This window comes from Bacillus sp. BSL6, assembly GCF_052928345.1.
The window spans coordinates 145,803-161,202 of sequence record NZ_JAVGCW010000005.1 but is presented as its reverse complement, the minus strand read 5'-3'; the positions used below and the strand labels follow the sequence as shown (position 1 = coordinate 161,202).

At 34.0% G+C, this 15,400-nt stretch carries 19 protein-coding genes and 1 riboswitch; of the genes, 13 read left to right on the top strand and 6 right to left on the bottom strand.

Annotation, left to right across the window (positions count from 1 at the left end):
• The first annotated feature begins 20 nt into the window (after positions 1 to 20).
• Positions 21 to 743 carry a YwiC-like family protein gene (locus RCJ96_RS17565; protein WP_074609247.1) on the top strand — a complete coding sequence of 241 codons (723 nt, stop codon included), beginning with the start codon at positions 21 to 23 and terminating at the stop codon, positions 741 to 743.
• Between the two features lie 32 nt (positions 744 to 775).
• On the opposite strand, the gene RCJ96_RS17560 is transcribed toward RCJ96_RS17565, so the two are convergent.
• Positions 776 to 967, bottom strand: coding sequence for a hypothetical protein (locus tag RCJ96_RS17560; RefSeq protein ID WP_000554033.1), 192 nt, complete (start codon positions 965 to 967; stop codon positions 776 to 778).
• Positions 968 to 1,089: 122 nt separating this feature from the next.
• Positions 1,090 to 1,188: riboswitch (SAM riboswitch) on the top strand.
• Between the two features lie 100 nt (positions 1,189 to 1,288).
• Here RCJ96_RS17560 and RCJ96_RS17555 point away from each other — a divergent pair.
• The 4 genes from RCJ96_RS17555 to RCJ96_RS17540 all read left to right on the top strand — a co-directional run bounded on the left by RCJ96_RS17555 (position 1,289) and on the right by RCJ96_RS17540 (position 3,137).
• The gene (locus RCJ96_RS17555; protein ID WP_000171478.1) at positions 1,289 to 1,546 is read left to right on the top strand and encodes a hypothetical protein; all 258 of its coding nucleotides are present in this window, start codon (positions 1,289 to 1,291) and stop codon (positions 1,544 to 1,546) included.
• A gap of 252 nt (positions 1,547 to 1,798) precedes the next feature.
• Complete coding sequence (locus RCJ96_RS17550) at positions 1,799 to 2,188, top strand: SWIM zinc finger family protein (RefSeq protein WP_074609249.1); 390 nt, start codon at positions 1,799 to 1,801, stop codon at positions 2,186 to 2,188.
• A 23-nt stretch (positions 2,189 to 2,211) separates the two neighbouring features.
• A complete protein-coding gene (locus tag RCJ96_RS17545) occupies positions 2,212 to 2,787 on the top strand; it encodes an NAD(P)H-dependent oxidoreductase (protein WP_001101667.1) in 576 nt (191 codons plus the stop codon).
• Positions 2,784 to 3,137, top strand: coding sequence for a group-specific protein (locus RCJ96_RS17540; protein WP_139302850.1), 354 nt, complete (start codon positions 2,784 to 2,786; stop codon positions 3,135 to 3,137). Before RCJ96_RS17545 ends, RCJ96_RS17540 begins: the two co-directional genes overlap by 4 nt.
• Before the next feature lie 40 nt (positions 3,138 to 3,177).
• On the opposite strand, the gene RCJ96_RS17535 is transcribed toward RCJ96_RS17540, so the two are convergent.
• Positions 3,178 to 4,524, bottom strand: coding sequence for a short-chain fatty acid transporter (locus tag RCJ96_RS17535; RefSeq protein WP_074609253.1), 1,347 nt, complete (start codon positions 4,522 to 4,524; stop codon positions 3,178 to 3,180).
• 408 nt (positions 4,525 to 4,932) lie between these two features.
• On the opposite strand from RCJ96_RS17535, the gene alo reads away from it, so the two are divergent.
• From alo to RCJ96_RS17515, 4 genes are all read left to right on the top strand, one after another.
• On the top strand, positions 4,933 to 6,471 hold the full coding sequence (alo, locus tag RCJ96_RS17530) for an anthrolysin O/cereolysin O family cholesterol-dependent cytolysin Alo (protein ID WP_242304159.1): 1,539 nt from the start codon (positions 4,933 to 4,935) through the stop codon (positions 6,469 to 6,471).
• A gap of 332 nt (positions 6,472 to 6,803) precedes the next feature.
• Positions 6,804 to 7,361, top strand: a complete 558-nt coding sequence (locus tag RCJ96_RS17525; protein ID WP_242304157.1) for a TetR/AcrR family transcriptional regulator — start codon at positions 6,804 to 6,806, stop codon at positions 7,359 to 7,361.
• A 14-nt stretch (positions 7,362 to 7,375) separates the two neighbouring features.
• Complete coding sequence (locus tag RCJ96_RS17520; RefSeq protein WP_001198606.1) at positions 7,376 to 7,738, top strand: DMT family transporter; 363 nt, start codon at positions 7,376 to 7,378, stop codon at positions 7,736 to 7,738.
• On the top strand, positions 7,735 to 8,154 hold the full coding sequence (locus RCJ96_RS17515; RefSeq protein ID WP_074609263.1) for a YvaD family protein: 420 nt from the start codon (positions 7,735 to 7,737) through the stop codon (positions 8,152 to 8,154). The genes RCJ96_RS17520 and RCJ96_RS17515 overlap by 4 nt, the downstream gene beginning before the upstream one ends.
• Positions 8,155 to 8,314: 160 nt before the next feature.
• Here the strand turns inward: RCJ96_RS17515 and RCJ96_RS17510 are convergent, their stop codons facing one another.
• Positions 8,315 to 8,857: a transcriptional regulator gene (locus tag RCJ96_RS17510; protein ID WP_073542811.1), complete on the bottom strand. Its 543-nt coding sequence runs from the start codon at positions 8,855 to 8,857 to the stop codon at positions 8,315 to 8,317.
• Between the two features lie 125 nt (positions 8,858 to 8,982).
• Between RCJ96_RS17510 and RCJ96_RS17505 the strand changes: the two genes are divergently transcribed.
• The 3 genes from RCJ96_RS17505 to RCJ96_RS17495 are packed head-to-tail and all read left to right on the top strand — an operon-like array spanning position 8,983 to position 10,909.
• Positions 8,983 to 9,222, top strand: coding sequence for a PLD nuclease N-terminal domain-containing protein (locus RCJ96_RS17505; RefSeq protein WP_001175972.1), 240 nt, complete (start codon positions 8,983 to 8,985; stop codon positions 9,220 to 9,222).
• Positions 9,219 to 10,124 (top strand): ABC transporter ATP-binding protein, encoded by a 906-nt coding sequence (locus tag RCJ96_RS17500; protein ID WP_242304156.1) that lies wholly within the window; start codon positions 9,219 to 9,221, stop codon positions 10,122 to 10,124. Before RCJ96_RS17505 ends, RCJ96_RS17500 begins: the two co-directional genes overlap by 4 nt.
• Positions 10,121 to 10,909 (top strand): ABC transporter permease, encoded by a 789-nt coding sequence (locus tag RCJ96_RS17495; RefSeq protein ID WP_242304155.1) that lies wholly within the window; start codon positions 10,121 to 10,123, stop codon positions 10,907 to 10,909. Before RCJ96_RS17500 ends, RCJ96_RS17495 begins: the two co-directional genes overlap by 4 nt.
• Before the next feature lie 360 nt (positions 10,910 to 11,269).
• On the opposite strand, the gene RCJ96_RS17490 is transcribed toward RCJ96_RS17495, so the two are convergent.
• From RCJ96_RS17490 to RCJ96_RS17480, 3 genes are all read right to left on the bottom strand, one after another.
• Complete coding sequence (locus RCJ96_RS17490) at positions 11,270 to 12,529, bottom strand: serine hydrolase domain-containing protein (protein WP_242304154.1); 1,260 nt, start codon at positions 12,527 to 12,529, stop codon at positions 11,270 to 11,272.
• Positions 12,530 to 12,629: 100 nt separating this feature from the next.
• Entirely contained in the window at positions 12,630 to 13,829 is a 1,200-nt protein-coding gene (locus RCJ96_RS17485; RefSeq protein ID WP_001190334.1) for an MFS transporter, read from the bottom strand.
• 15 nt (positions 13,830 to 13,844) lie between these two features.
• The gene (locus tag RCJ96_RS17480; protein WP_000343680.1) at positions 13,845 to 14,261 is read right to left on the bottom strand and encodes a MarR family winged helix-turn-helix transcriptional regulator; all 417 of its coding nucleotides are present in this window, start codon (positions 14,259 to 14,261) and stop codon (positions 13,845 to 13,847) included.
• Between the two features lie 175 nt (positions 14,262 to 14,436).
• Here RCJ96_RS17480 and phaZ point away from each other — a divergent pair, with 175 nt between their 5' ends.
• Positions 14,437 to 15,354 carry an intracellular short-chain-length polyhydroxyalkanoate depolymerase gene (gene phaZ / locus RCJ96_RS17475; RefSeq protein WP_001997860.1) on the top strand — a complete coding sequence of 306 codons (918 nt, stop codon included), beginning with the start codon at positions 14,437 to 14,439 and terminating at the stop codon, positions 15,352 to 15,354.
• Positions 15,355 to 15,400 lie beyond the last annotated feature (46 nt).

The window sequence follows — 15,400 nt, the reverse complement described above, 5'->3', positions numbered from 1 at the left end:
AAAAGGGAGGTATATAGTTAATGAAGTTAGTTATTCCGAAGCAACATGGTGCATGGGCGATGCTTGTTATACCATTTCTATTAAGTGTCATACTTGGGAAACCTACTATATATCATATTCCATTGTTTATAGCTTGGTTCTTTATCTATTTAGCTACGTATCCATTCCTTATGTATATAAAGCAAAAACGAAAAAAAGAGTATTTACATGCAGCAATTGTGTATTTTATCATCGCTTTTGTATTTGGGATGATTTCTCTATTATATGAATGGCGCATTCTTTTATTCGTAATAGTCATGATTCCACTATTTATAGTAAATATGCATTATGCTCGTCAAAAAAATGAAAGGGCATTACTAAATGACATTAGTGCGATTGTTGTTTTCTGTATTGGTGGTTTAGTTAGTTATTATTTTTCAATGAAACTTATAGATAAAACAGCATTATTTATTGCGCTTATTTCATTTTTATATTTTTTAGGAAGTACGTTTTATGTGAAAACGATGATACGTGAGAAAAATAATCCGAAGTATCGCTTTATATCTTGGGGTTATCATATTCTATTAATGATCATTGTATTTGCTATTAATCCGTTGTGTTCTCTTATTTTTATACCAAGTGTCATTCGAGCCATTATATTGTATGGCAAAAAAATTTCTATTATAAAAGTAGGGATTTTAGAAATTGTGAATTCTGTATATTTTTTAATCATAACGGCAATAATTATGAAGTATGCCATTTGAAAAAACTTCCCACCTTATGATGGGAAGTTTTTTCAATCTTGTTCTAAAATGTGAACGGTGTAATCGCAGCGTTGAATAGCTTGTTCGATCGCATAAAGAGATTGCTCAATACGAGCGCGATTAAAATCTTTTTCAACAGTCTGTAATGCTGCTTCTAAACATTGTTTTGCTTCTTGTAATGATTGAAAAGAGTCTTGGACATATCCGCGGGCATTTTGATGCATTTCATAATCCTCCTTGCATACTCATATATGTATAGTATGAACAGTAAAGAAGAAAATATAATTTGTTATATTTGTTTGACAATTGAAATGAAATTACGTATAGTAAGAATTAAGTGAATATTTTCTTATCCAGAGAGGTGGAGGGACTGGCCCGATGAAACCCAGCAACCGCGATGCAGGTGCTAATTCCAGCAGAACAAATTTGTTCTGGGAGATAAGACGAAGATATATACGTAACTTCTTCTTATCGGAGAGGTTTTTTTATTGCAAAAAAACCGATTACGAAAATTTACATTAAGAAGAAAGGGGTTGCGCATTGCTGTGACACTCGAAAAATACGTAAAACTGCGTAGTACAGTTTATGAATATATGATAGAGCAAGATAAGCCAATATCATTGTTAGATATTCAAGAACATATCGTTTCGCATCATGAAGGAAAATTCACGAAAAAGATGTTACATCAATTTTATTTATCAAGACTATTAGATGAACTGAAACTGGATGGGAAAATTACATTAGCTGATGAATATCTCTATACGGAAAAAGGGGTATTTTATAAGGCGAGAAAAGGGAGCTAAGCTCTCTTTTTTTGAAGTATGTAGAGTAAAAGACTGCTTAAGCAGCCTGATACAGGGAATGGTGTTGAGTGTGTAGTGTCAAAGATTGAATGTGCCTGAAAGAGGCACTTCATATCGGCTGCAAATGAAAAGAGACACCTTCGCCGAATAGGTGTCAGTTGTTTTGTCATATAGACTTGCTATTTGACAGTTATTAGAATAACATGCAGTGGCTCTAGAAGTCAAAAGGGAATTAAAGGAAGAGGTGTTGTTATGTACGCTTATTTATTACATGATATAACGAAATGGATTCCTAAGTACATTATGGATCAAGGGTATGAATATTATGAAGAAGGACATGTAGATGATGTTGAAATACAAGATAAGAAAATATTTGCTTTCGTTACTGGAAATGCAGGAAACTATGAAGTGATTATTGATCTTGAAGATTTTACAGAAAGTAGCTGTGAGTGTCCATATGAAAACTATTGTAAACATATGGCGGCAGTTGTTTATGATATTCAAGGTGCTGGTGAAAGTACGGTGAAAGAGAAACTGAAAGATTTAGACAAGGAAGAGTTGCTTACCGTATTAAACCGTTTATTACAAAGCTCAAAAAATGTACAAATTGTAGAGAAGATGTTAAAGAAGGGGAAACTTTAACTTATAGAGGGAGTTGTTATGTATTGAATGTACTAATTGTATACGCTCATCCTAGTCCTTCCAGTTTTAACGCGGCGATTTTAAAGCATGTACAAAAAGGATTACAAGAAACAAACCATTCGGTTACGGTACTTGATTTATATAAAGAACAATTTAATCCCGTCCTTGTATTTAATGAAGAGAAGAAAAGGCGTGATTTAGTAAATGAAGAAGAAACAGCTCGGTACAGAGCGTTAGTAGAAGAAGCGGATACTCTTCTCTTCATTTATCCAATATGGTGGTGGGGGATGCCAGCTATTTTAAAAGGATTTATTGATCGCATTTTCGTTGCTGGTTTTGCTTATAAATATGAAGGTGCCCTGCCGAAAGGGTTACTAAAAGGTAAGAAGGCATGGGTAATTAATACGTTAGACTCACCGTTATGGTACGTCGCACTACTATATCGATCAGCCGATTGGATTATAATGAAGAGAGGTGTTTTACGTTTTTGCGGCATTCGCGATATAAAACGATCTGTTTTTCAATCTGTGAAAACGAGTAAACGAGAGAAGCGGGAAAAGTGGTTATTACAAATAGAAGAAAAGGCTCGTACGTTATGAATGAAATGGAACGTATTATAAATTGTTGTCAGTATGATAATGAACTTTTTCGTACATATATTAATTGCTTAATTCAATTGAAGAAATGTAGTGAAACATTTCAGCAAATTCAAATACAATTAAGAAATGATTACTTAATAAGAGGAATTTGTGAAAGAGAAGTTGATGAAGTAGTAAGGGGAAGTAAAGAATATGATACATATTTTCTTCCTAAAGCATTACAGTGGAATTTCCTTAAGAACAATCCACATTTAATTGAAAAAGTATGTGAAGATTTTTTTGCATTTGAGGCATTATATCTTACGGAGATAGAGTGGAAGACCGTGATAAATTGCGTGGGAAATAAATGATTTATTGTGTAAAAAAGCTAGTATAAAACTAGCTTTTCGTTTAAATAAATAAGAAACATAGGCTTATGATAAATCCTGCATATAGTAAGTTCACAACGCAAAATCCCATAATATCACGAGCACCTAAACCAGCTATCGCTAATGCTGGTAATGCCCAGAAAGGTTGAATTAAATTTGTCCAAGCATCGCCCCACGCAATGGCCATTGCTGTTTTTGCAGCAGGTACACCAAGTTCAGCGCCAGCTGGAATCATAATGGGTGCTTGCACAGCCCATTGACCGCCACCAGATGGAACGAAAATATTAACGATGCCAGCACTTAAAAAAGTAAAGAGCGGGAAAGTTGTTTCGTTTGAAATGCTAATAAAGAAATTCGAAATAGCTCCTCCAAGTGAAAGGCCTTCACTATTTGCTCCAATCATCATCCCCATAATTCCTGCGTAAAACGGAAATTGAAGTAGAATGCCAGAAGCGCTTTTCGTAGAGTCTGAAAAAGCGCGAATATATTGAATCGGAGTACGGTGGAAAACGAGTCCAGCAATTAATAACATAAAAATAACGATGTCTAGCGTAAGGTTAAAGCCTTTCGTATAAAAGTAGTTGAAAATATAAATGAGACCTAACAATCCAACGCAAAGTGTAATGATGATACTATTTTCCATTTTTTCAGCGAACGTATTTTTTCCTATCTCTTGAGCGGCAGCTTCCTCATGGAATACGCTAGGATCTACTGTTATTGTATGTTTTGCATCTGGATGCATCGCCTTATTAATGAGAGGCATCGTAACTAAAAAGATAATAACTGGAACGAGAGCGTATGGTGAGAATAACGTTTCAGTGATTGGAATCGCTTCTTTAATACTACCAGCTGTCGTTTTCATTAACGTTTCTCCGCCTGTTGCTAACGTAAGAGGGATAGAAGCAGAAAGCCCCGCATGCCAAATGAGAAATCCAGAGTAAGAAGAAGCGATTGCTAGTCTATAATCCAATCCTTCTAATTGTCTTGCCACTTCTTTTGCGTATAAAACAGATACAACAATACCAAATCCCCAGTTTATGTATGCTCCTAGTAAACTTACAATTGAAATGGCAATAATACCTTGTCCATTTGTTTTTGGTAGTCTTGCCGCTTTCGTTAATCCTTTTTTAATAAGAGGAGCGTTTGCTAAAGCAGATCCTGTCACGAGTACAAGTGCCATTTGCATAGAAAAGGCGAGAAGTCCCCAAATGCCATTCCCCCAGTGATTAATCATTTCCACAGGTGTTTGATGCGTTGCAAACATGCCGAAGAAAATAACAAAAACAGTTAATAAACATGATAAAATAAACGGTTCTGGCAAGAAACGTTGCACTAAGGCGACGCAACCATTAGTAAAAGAACGAAACAAAATAGATCAACCTCCTTATGTATGTTTATTACAATTATTCGAGGTTGTTTCGTTCATAACCTCTTAAAAATAGAAAATTCTGATATTTTTAGAGGGATTGAAATATGTTCAAGAAGAGTCGTAGCATCATCACCCTGACAGAAAAAGTTGCTTTTTCCCTAATATGAAATATTGCATATAAAAATGAATTGATGCAAATGTAAAAGCTTATTATAATGAAAGCATAAATATACAACACATCTTAATACAGCAAAGAGGAGGAAGGAATATGGAAATCGCAATGGCAGTTTTAAAATTTTTAGGTGGAGTAATTCCTTTAGTTCAAGAACTTTTAAAAGCGTTTATGTAAGTTTATTCGTTAGCTATCATATATCCATCATTATTATATCTTACTAAAAAAAGAACGGGGTGATTTTTCTGAACATTAAGAAAAATTACAAGAAAAGAAAGTTCCTTACATGTGTATTAGTTAGTCTATGCACTCTTAATTATTCATCTATTTCTTTCGCAGAAACACAAATCGGTCATGCAAATGATATAAATAAAAATGCTAGTAGCATTGATACTGGTATAGGGAATCTTACATATAATAATCAAGAGGTTTTAGCTGTAAATGGTGATAAAGTAGAGAGTTTTGTTCCGAAAGAAAGTATCAATTCAAATGGTAAATTTGTAGTAGTGGAACGTGAGAAAAAATCACTTACAACATCACCAGTCGATATTTCGATTATTGATTCTGTAGCGAATCGTACGTATCCAGGAGCTGTACAACTTGCCAATAAAGCTTTTGCAGACAATCAACCGAGTTTATTAGTGGCTAAGAGAAAGCCTTTGAATATTAGTATAGACTTACCTGGTATGAGAAAAGAAAATACAATCACTGTCCAAAATCCGACATATGGTAATGTGGCTGGAGCAGTAGATGATTTAGTATCTACTTGGAATGAAAAGTATTCCACAACACATACGTTACCTGCAAGAATGCAGTATACAGAATCTATGGTTTATAGTAAATCACAAATCGCAAGTGCTCTTAATGTTAATGCTAAATATCTTGATAACAGTCTAAATATTGACTTTAATGCAGTTGCAAATGGAGAAAAGAAAGTGATGGTGGCGGCATATAAACAAATATTTTATACTGTAAGTGCTGAACTACCTAATAATCCATCTGATCTATTTGATAATAGTGTTACTTTTGATGAGCTAACTCGTAAAGGAGTAAGTAATTCGGCTCCACCTGTTATGGTTTCAAATGTAGCTTATGGTAGAACGGTTTATGTAAAATTAGAAACAACATCTAAGAGTAAAGATGTACAAGCTGCTTTTAAAGCTTTACTGAAGAATAACAGCGTCGAAACGAGTGGACAGTACAAAGATATTTTTGAAGAAAGTACCTTTACTGCTGTCGTATTAGGTGGAGATGCGAAAGAGCATAACAAGGTTGTTACAAAAGATTTCAATGAAATCCGAAATATCATTAAAGATAATGCTGAATTAAGTTTTAAAAATCCAGCATACCCAATTTCATATACAAGCACGTTCTTAAGAGATAATGCAACTGCTGCTGTTCATAACAATACAGATTATATCGAGACGACAACTACAGAATATTCAAGTGCAAAAATGACACTTGATCATTACGGTGCTTACGTTGCGCAATTTGATGTATCTTGGGATGAATTCACATTTGATCAAAATGGGAAAGAAGTACTAACACATAAAACATGGGAAGGTAGTGGCAAAGACAAAACAGCCCATTACTCTACAGTAATCCCTCTTCCACCAAATTCAAAAAATATAAAAATAGTAGCAAGAGAATGTACAGGTCTTGCATGGGAATGGTGGAGAACAATTATTAATGAACAAAATGTTCCATTAACAAATGAAATAAAGGTTTCAATTGGAGGAACAACATTATACCCAACGGCTAGTATTAGTCATTAGGTTGGAGCAAAGCGCCCTGTTTATAGGGCGCTTTTTTACTTAGGTGAAAGGTAAATCGGCGTTTCTCCCCATCAAGCTAAAAAAGAATATTTACCAACATAGCCTTATACAATTGCATTTAACTTTAGTTAAACTTTCATGTATGAGTGTTATTTTATACATTCACTTGATTGTTAAATATGCAGGTATGATTCTCAACGCTCTTATGTTTACCTGTTTTGAGTTAAAAATAAGAAAATTTGAAATGTTAGTTGTATACATTGTGTTAAATATTGTAAAATGAAATGGTACCAAAAAAACTAAATTGGTACCAAAGGTTTAGGGGGCGGATTATGAAACAAAGAATAGTAACAGAAACCATTCATCAAATTCAAACGAAGGGGTTTACATTTACAATTAGTGATTTAGTAAAACAATTAGCTGTCAGTAAGAGGACAATCTATGAGCACTTCTCTTCAAAAGATGAAATAGTAGATGAAGTTATTCGTAATGTAATAGAAAGTATTCAAGAAAAGGAAAAAAATATCGCTGAAGATGATACGTTACAAACAGTTGAAAAAATAAGACTCATCTTAATTTGCATTCCACAACAATTTACATTCATGGATGCACGTTTATTAGTAGAACTAAAAAAACATCATTATTACCAATGGTTAAAATTAGATCAGTTTTTACGTGAAGGGTGGTCTACTGTAATTGGTTTAATAGAAGAGGGAATGAGAGAAGGAAGCATAAGAAAAATTCAAATTCCGTTTTTTATTGAAGTCTATTTGGGGGCACTGAATCGCATATATGATCCGATGTTTATCGAAAAAAGTGATCATACATTAGGAAGTATGCTGGAATCTATTATGGATATGTTACTATATGGCATTTCTAATTCGAAATAGAAGGTGGGAGAGTAGTGCAGTGGATTTATTTATGCTTAGCAATTTTATTTGAGGTAGCAGGTACAACTGCAATGAAACTATCTGATGGATTAACGAAACTTGTACCAAGCATTCTTATTTTTGTATTTTATGTAGTAAGTTTTGCATTTCTGTCATTTGCATTAAAAGGGATGGAAATGTCCGTAGCATATGCGGTGTGGTCAGGTATGGGAATTGTAACGATTACAACAATTGGCTTTATTTATTTTGGAGAAAGTATCAATATAATTAAGATACTAGCAATTCTTTTTATTTTAGTTGGAGTCGTAATATTAAATTTTAATAGTACGGCACATGAAGCGAAGAAAAAAGAAATGGTGGAGGAACGTATACATTGAATCGATTAAAGTATTTTTTCCTTATTACTGATGTTGGGTTTGTTATATATTGGCTCATAACAATTTTTCATATGATTCCGCAAGAATATTTGTTTAAAGATTATGAAGATCCTATTTTAGTAGCATGGAATTGGTCTTTCCTGCCTCTAGATTTGTTAATCTCGTTAACGGGATTTTTAAGTTTGTATTTGCATTCTAAACAAAAACATATTTGGAGCCACTTTGCATTTCTATCATTAATTTTAACTTTTTGCTCAGGATTACAAGCTCTAGCATTTTGGACAATTCGTTTAGATTTTGATATGTCTTGGTGGATCCCTAATTTATATTTGTTAGTTTACCCATGCTTCTTTTTTAAAAGTGTTTGGAGAGAGTGTGGATCGTATGAGATTAACACGAGAAAAGAATTCATGTAATATAGATAGCAACTTTAAGCACATTCGAATTCTAGATTTTAAAACATTTCAGCTTCAAGTTCTGTTTTTTCGCCAGTCATACAGCAAAAGTCAAAATGAAGATAGCCGATGATTCCTACGGTAAGGAATCATCGGCTTGTATTATGTATGTTGAGTGAGTTCACGTTTCTGGAATAATTGTAATAGCGATGGTCCGAACCGGAGCCTCTATTTCATCTTTATTTTGGCTATTGTAGTATTTAATCATTAATTCGTTAAGTTCGCTTTGAAATTTTCCAAAGTGTTCTTCATCTAGCTTTAATTCCACTACAGAAAAAGTAGCAGTATCTTCTTGACTGTTTTGTTCCTCTAATTTCTTAAGGTAACTTTGATATTGTGTCATAAGTGATAACTGATAATAGGAAATGTAGTTTAACTTTTCATCATTAGATAATTCTTTCCACTCACTTCCTTCAATTTTTGCATCTTCTTCATTGATTGCATAATATTTTTCAGAAACAGATTTTACCTTTTTTTCTTTAATTACATGGACGATACCAGAATCAACCATAGTTTGTAGCTGTCTATATAGTGTGGCTTGTGGTACATTTTTAATGATTTTTACCATTTCTAATGGTGTTAGCCCATTTTCCTTATTTCTCATTAACACTTGGCAAATTTTCATTCTTACCGGATGCATTAAAATTTCAACTTTATTACTCATTCACTCACCTTATTTATTATATATTTTTATTCTCATTATAAATAATGAGAATAATGTTTGCAATTCATTCGCTTATGATTTATCATTATCAATAATGAGAATGAATTTAGGGAGGAATGACAATAATGCAACTACATTATGGATTGAATGATCTTAAAGACATTGATATTATGACTTTTCTACCCATTATATTGCCAGTTATTGCAGTGGGGGTACTTTTAGTTTTCATTGCATTCATTGATTTATACCGACATAGAAAAACAAGAAAAAATGTACTTGTATGGACGTTCATTATTCTTTTCGTTAATATATTGGGACCTATTTTCTACTTTGTTATAGGGAGAAAGGAAAGTGAGAAATTATGAAACTAGAGATTAAAAATGTAACAAAATCATTTAAAAGAAAAACTGCTGTCAATAATTTCTCGATGGAACTGCAAGCGGGGGAATGCGTTGGATTAATTGGACCAAACGGAGCAGGGAAATCTACATTAATAAAAGTAATTTCGGATATTATTCATCCAACTGTTGGTGAAGTTTTATTGAATGGGATAAAAATATCAAAAATGAAAAGAGAAATTGGTTATTTACCTCAATATCCTAATTTTTTTTATTGGATGACAGCGAGAGAAACGCTTACGTTTATGGGCCAACTTTCGGGATTGAAAAAAGAAGAATTGTCAAAGTTGATTCCAAAGATTTTGGAGAAAGTTGGACTAAAGGGCGAAGAAAACGCAAAGGTTAGTACATTTTCTGGTGGAATGAAACAACGACTTGGTATTGCACAAGCATTATTGCATAAACCTTCGCTTATTGTCATGGATGAACCGGTATCCGCATTAGATCCGATCGGCCGGCGAGAAGTATTGAATCTGATTGAAGAAATAAAAAAAGATACAACCATTTTATTATCAACCCATATCTTAAGCGATGCAGAAGAAATCTGTGAACGATTTGTCATTATAAAAGATGGAACAAAAATAGAAGACACAACGATTACCGAACTTTTACACCGTAATAGTGAAAATAAATTGATTATTGAAATAACAACTAAAGATCAAAAGTGGATTGAAGTTGTAAAAAAATTACCGTATGTGAAGGACGTAGAAGTGGTTGGGCTTAAAATCAAAGTGAAGGTTGAAAGTATCGAAATCAACAAAAATATGTTATTGCAAAATGCACTCGAACATAAAGTGAACATCGTTAAATTTGAAATGAGCAACGATACTTTAGAAGAAATTTTTTTGAAATTGGTGGTGCAAAAATGAATAACTCAATTGTATTGATAAAAAAAGAATATGTTCAAATGTTACGTGATTTTAAGATCATTTGGCTACCAATTGTTTTTATATTTTTAGGCGCGACACAACCGATAGTAACTCATTATGTACCATCAATTTTAGAAGCGTTAGGTGGAGGGCAGGGAATTATCATTGATCCAAATATGGCAACACAAAAAGGAGGCGAAGTATTAGCAAGTACTTTGGGATCCCAGTTTGATCAGCTCGGACTTATGATTCTAGTGATATCTATGATGGGTACTATTCAAACAGATAAAGCCAATGGTATGTTGGCTTTTATTTTAACAAGACCCGTTACTGTTACTTCATATGTAGGTGGGAAAATAGTGGCCAACTATTTAATGGTAGCTTGTAGTGTAACAATTGGATACGTTACTTCTTATCTATATGTAAATTTTCTTTTTAGCGCTGTTCCATTCGCGCACCTAATTACTGGATTACTATTGTATCTAATTTGGATTCTTTTTATCGTATCTTTTACAACAATGATAAGTGCTATTTTTCACAGTCAAGGTATGATTGCATTAATTGCAATTGTTTTCCTGTTAGCCTGTAGAGTAATGGTCGGTTTGAATCCAATAATGAATCAGCTTAATCCAGCTAGTATGAGTAAGTATGCAATGGAAACGTTAGTTACGGGGGGCGTACATTCAAACGCAATAATTACAGGAGTACTAACTATAGTTTGGATCTTATTGACACTCTTCGTAACGTATTATTGGATTGCTAATAAAAAGTTTCATTATGAATAAACGTGATGAGGGTAATGGGGTGTTGGAAGTACTACGAGAACAGTGGTGCCTTATGAATAAGGGACAATAAAAAAATTTCTGGATGCAAGAGGATTTTTTTATTGGGAATAGTAAGGATGAGGGGAGGTGTATTACATATGGGAAAAGGTAGAAGTAATAATGCTGGTAAAAAGCAACCAAATTTCGATGATTCATCTAATTTCGCTAAACAAAGTCAACCGACAGAAAAGAAGAAGAAATAAAAAAAGGAGCTCTCTTTATGAAGAGAGCTCCTTTTTTTAGATATATTGATGTTTCCACACAACAGATCGTGTGTTCAATCAAATAGTCATACATGTAAGGTTTAAACTCCTGCTTCCACTACTGTGGAAGCTTCTCTAAATGATGTGCAATATCAATATACATATTGGAGTAAACGGAATGGATTTCATTACTTGGCGTAGCGTTAGAAGAGAAGTGGACAATTACCATATTCGCTTTCGGATCGATGTAAAGTGTTTGTCCGTAACTACCTAACACTTCAAAAGCACCTTGTTCATTATGCGGAATCCACCATTGATTATGATAAGAAATGGAAGCTCCAGGGCCAACTGCAAGTTCACCTTCTTGCACATTTTTTATATCTTCAGTAATAGAAGAAGGGAGAATTTGTTTTCCGTTATATTCCCCGTTATTTAATAATAATTGTCCGAATCTCGCCATATCTCTAGCAGTTGCATTTAAACCAGCGCTTGCTTGTTCAACTTTTGTTTCATCTGTTACGTAATACGCGTTTTCTTCCATACCAATTTGAGACCATATGCGCTCGCTAACGTTTTCAGCTAATGATTTCCCAGTGATCGTTCGAATAATCCAAGCGAGTGTTTCTGCTGATCCGTTATCGTAAGAAAAATCGGAACCAGGCGGTGCAGTTTCTTCTGCTTCTCGTAACATATCATAAATTTTCATCGGGCCGTCGTAATTTTTACCTCGAGGTAAAATATTGCTCGCCAAGTATAGTTGTGCATCTTGATTTTCTAACGCTGGATGTTCGTATCCGTGAGTAGGGTATTCCACAGAAACTTGCATGTCCATTAATTGCTGTAGTGTTGCTTTTCCAAATGGTGTATTTTTTAATTCTTTTATATATGTATCAGCTGTTTTTTCTAAATCAATACGGTTTTCTTCAGCGAGAGATTGTATTATTGCTCCAGTAAATACCTTTGCTAATGATGCCATGCCATGAGGTTCACTCTCGTTATATCCATTAAAATATCGTTCATAAACAAGTTGTCCATTGTGTACAACGACAAACGCATCTGTTTTGTTATCATCTAAAAGTTTTTTTAGAGGAGTTGTATTTCCCAATCTACGCTCTACAGCAAAATCGTCTAAGTTTTGCAATGCAGATGGGAAGCGAGCAATTTGATCAGGTTTGTTTTTTACATCATTAATTAAAGTAAATTCTTTCATATGTGTGTATGACCAACGTAAGTAAGGATCGTCTAACCAATTTTTCTTCGTCACGTTATTTTTCGATGGAGTCGTTTTATTATGTTTGAAGTATGTAAAACCGAGCCCTGTAATTACAAATATGAATGTGATTATAAGTAAGAGTAGGGGAGATTTTTTTAGTTTCATAGCGGTCCCTCCTTTTTATTTCTATTATAAGTATACGCTTCTATTGAAAGAAATACAAAATAAGGAAAGTAAACGGGGAAGTTTACTTTCCTTATAAAAGTTAAGCGGATATTTGTCCATCTGTACGTTGTTTCTTGAATTTTTGTTTGCGGCCGTGTAATCCATAATATAGAAGTAAAGTGAAAGCAACGATAATAGCTGCGATAAAATACATATTATGGTAACTTGATTTCGCCGCGACGATACCTAAAATGAAAGAACCAAAGCCAATACCACTATCAAAGAATGAGAAGTACGTAGCTGTCGCAGAACCACGTCGATGGTTTGGAGCGGCAGAAATCGCAATCGTTTGGAAGCTAGGAATTAATGTTCCGTAACCTAAACCGATTAGCATACCTGCACCAAGGAACCAAAATGAAGTTTGTGCTTGACTTAAAATGAACATCCCAATTGTGAAAATAATAATAGCTGGATAAACAAGTACGTTTTCACCGAAGCGATCAAAAATCTTACCTGTAAATGGACGAGAAATGACAACAACAAGTGCGTATAAAATAAAGAAGTAACTTGCAATATCAGCTAAACCGAGCTCTTTTGCATAAATAGGAATAAAGGATAAAATACCACTATAAGAAAAGGCTAAAACAAATCCTGTAAGAGCGATTGGAATAGAAGATGGTTCAAGTAAGTCTTTCCATTTCATTTTTTCTCGTTTTTGTTTGCTTACAGGTGCTTCATGCGGAATATTGACAAGTAGTCCTAATAAAAATGCAAGTAATGAAAATACGGAACAAACGATAAATAATACAGTAAACGAAAAATGAGAAATAATTGTTAAACCTAAAAAAGGACCAATTACCATCGGCAGACTCATAAATACGCCGAAATAGGCAAGTGCTTCGCCTCGTCTATGAGCTGGCGCAACATCTGTGACAATCGTACCAGTTGCAGTTGTTGCCATACCGAACCCAATACCATGTAAGAAGCGAAGGGCTAGTAATAAAAATAAACTTTGTGCACCGAAATACATAACGGTAGCGGCTAAAAATAGTGAAAGTGAAATAAATAATATTTTCTTTCTTCCTAAATCATCGAGCCATTTTCCTGTGAATGGTCGACATAAAACAGATGAAATAAGAAAAACAGTTGCAACTAAACCAATTTCCTCAGGTTTTCCTTTTAGGCCGTCTATTACATAGACGGGTAAAGTAGTCATAAGCATATAAAATGTTAAGAAGAGAAATAGACTACTAAAACAAGTTCCGAGGAAATCCTTCGTCCAAAGTTTCTCACTTTGCATGGTCATCCCTCCAAGTTAATCTAAGTTTTTAATAATTTGTTGTAACACTTGAAATGCTTGATGTAAATCATCTTCGTTAATACCTTCTAGCGTCTTTTCTTCAAAAGTATCAACTTCTTCTTGCCATACCGGAATCATTTTTATCGCTGTTTCTGATAACGAAATGAGCTTCTCACGGCGATCTTTTCCTTCAGTACGAATAATCCATCCCATCGTTTCCATACGTGTTAACGTACGAGTCATCGTTGGTGATTCAACATTTAAATACTGACATAATTCTGTTTGCGTACAAGAACCAGTTTGATTAATACGGAAAATTACAGCCCATTGCGCACTAAATAACCCAGTGGGAGATACGCGTTCATTAAATTTCTTCGTAAACTTGCGAGAAGTCTGGCTGACAATGTGAAAAAAATGTTGTTTTTCGTCCATGTATGTTGATCCTTTCAAATTAGTTACCTAGCTAACTATATACTTTTTTATTATAATTGTCTAGTAATAGACATGTTGATTTATGTAAAAAATTCTTATAGGTTTTATGTTGCGAACGTATATTCTACGTGCTATTCTTTAAGTAAGTAAAGAATTTTCTTTCTATTTAAATAGAATGGGGGAACTTGTGATGATTAAGCCTGCAACAATGAAGTTTGTTTCACTATCGAACGGAGAAACGATTGCGTATCAGGAAGTTGGAAGGCAAAATACAGATATTCTTGTACTTATTCACGGGAACATGACATCGTCACAACACTTTGATTTAGTTATTGAAAAGCTGCAAGATCAATACCATATTTACGCTCTCGATTTAAGGGGATTTGGTCAATCAACGTATAATAAAGCGATAGATTCAATACAAGACTTTGCAGAAGATGTAAAATTATTTATCGACGGGTTAAAACTAAAGAAATTTTCATTAATGGGCTGGTCAATGGGCGGTGGTGTTGCAATGCAATTTACAGCGAATCACCCAACTTTTGTAGAAAAGTTAATTTTAGTAGAATCAGTGGGCATGAAAGGGTATCCGATTTTTAAAAAGGATATAAACGGGCAACCAATCGTATCAAGCTTAGTAAAGACGAAAGAAGAAATTGCACAAGATCCCGTACAGATTGCACCAGTGTTAGATGCGATAAAAAATATGAATAAATTATATTACCGTACAGTATGGAATTTATTAATATATACACATAATCAACCTGAACCAGACCGTTATGAAAAGTATTTAGACGATATGTTAACGCAACGTAATTTCGTAGATGTGAATTATGCGCTCATTACATTTAATATTTCAGATGAACATAATGGGGTTGTAGAGGGAAGTAAGCAAATTCATCATATTAAAGCACCAACACTCGTCATACAAGGTGACAGAGATTATGTCGTACCGCAAGTAGTCGGTGAGGAGTTAGCAAAACATTTGCCAAATGCAGAGTTGAAGGTATTAGAAGATTGCGGTCATTCGCCGTTTATTGATTGTTTAGATGTATTTATAAAGCATGTAGAGGATTGGTTAGAACAGAAATAATCCCCGAAATGAAAGATATTGCATATACTATAACATTGTAAGTAAA